Annotated in this window: 2 protein-coding genes and 1 pseudogene; all 3 read right to left on the bottom strand. The window is 39.6% G+C overall.

Translation table 11 applies throughout. The features are described 5' to 3' along the window. Positions 1-214: pseudogene (locus BTHERMOSOX_RS11285) on the bottom strand (lipid-A-disaccharide synthase); the annotation flags it as partial. Between the two features lie 6 nt (positions 215-220). Next, positions 221-523, bottom strand: a complete 303-nt coding sequence (gene yhbY, locus BTHERMOSOX_RS11280) for a ribosome assembly RNA-binding protein YhbY (protein WP_138121210.1) — start codon at positions 521-523, stop codon at positions 221-223. After that, the coding region (gene lysA / locus BTHERMOSOX_RS11275; RefSeq protein ID WP_138121209.1) for a diaminopimelate decarboxylase at positions 516-1,270 on the bottom strand (755 nt) is incomplete at its 5' end. The genes lysA and yhbY, both read right to left, overlap by 8 nt.

The following is a 1,270-nucleotide window of genomic DNA, read 5'->3' as shown; positions in this document are numbered from 1 at the left end:
TAAGCAATGAGGGTAGTTTTTTCAAAACTTCAGTAAAGCCCATTACATTCACCAGGCTCATATCCCAGCGCTGTTTACAGCCAGATTGCTGCATTTTATTACCGCACAATCCCTCAATCTGAAGATTACCATCTTGAGCTTTTAATGCTTGTACTAGAGTCGATCCAATTAGATCTCCTGAGGTTTCAGCAGCGCTAATTGCAATCTTAATCACGGGTGATTATTTTCTCGGAAGAATGATTTGAGGATCTTTGTCGAATGCTCGATAAATCACCATCACGTTGCCAATAACCTGAACTAAATGCGACTTAGTAATTTCAACAATTTCATTAATAATGGTTTGCTTGTGCTCTTTATCGTCACCACGAATTTTAATCTTTAACAATTCGTGAACTTCCAGGCTTGATTTTAATTCTGCAAGTACACCTTTGCTAAGACCGTGTTGGCCCATCATCACTACCAGTTTAAGGCTGTGACCTTTAGAACGTAAAAATTTCTTTTGATTGTTTGTAAGCTTAGTCATTGATTAGGATCTCTGTATTAAATAAATCTTGAATGGTTTCGCGCTTGCGAATTAAATGATGCGTATCACCCGATACCATCACCTCTGCCACGCGGGGGCGTGAATTATAGTTTGAGCTCATGGTAAAGCCGTAAGCACCGGCTGACATAACAGCCAAATAGTCACCTTCCGATAAAGACAGCTGTCTATCTTTGGCTAAAAAATCACCGGTCTCACAAATAGGGCCTACCAAGTCCCAAATAGCATCAACACCTTTAGCAACCTCATTAACTGGCAGCACGTTGTGATAAGCTCCGTAAAAAGCAGGACGCAATAAATCATTCATAGCACCATCAATAATAGCGAACGACTTATCTGAATTTTGTTTTAAAAACTCTACTGTAGTCACAAAAATACCGGCATTACCAACAATAGCCCTGCCCGGTTCTAAAATAATTTCTAAGTCACCAACACGTCTAAGCATTTCACCGACATAAGTACTAATGTCAATAACACGCTCATCGTCGTAACGAATGCCAACACCACCACCTAAGTCTAAGTGAGCTATTTCAATACCTCTGTCATTTAACTTGGAAATCAACTCTAGCACTTTATCTAGCGCATCTATGAACGGCAGTACATCGGTAAGCTGAGAGCCAATATGGCAATCCAAACCTTGAACATTAATATATTCAGAGTTGTGTGCTTTTTCATATAGAGCGATTGCATCATCAATATCAACACCAAATTTGTTTTCTTTGAGGCCAG

Source organism: Bathymodiolus heckerae thiotrophic gill symbiont (genome assembly GCF_900128515.1).
Taxonomy (GTDB): Bacteria; Pseudomonadota; Gammaproteobacteria; order PS1; family Pseudothioglobaceae; genus Thioglobus_A.
Note: the sequence above shows the minus strand (reverse complement) of the source record. Positions and strands in the feature narration are given on the sequence as shown.

Bases quoted from the DNA above. Each gene is read 5' to 3' on its own strand.
- yhbY (WP_138121210.1), bottom strand. From the start codon at position 523: ATGACTAAGCTTACAAACAATCAAAAGAAATTTTTACGTTCTAAAGGT.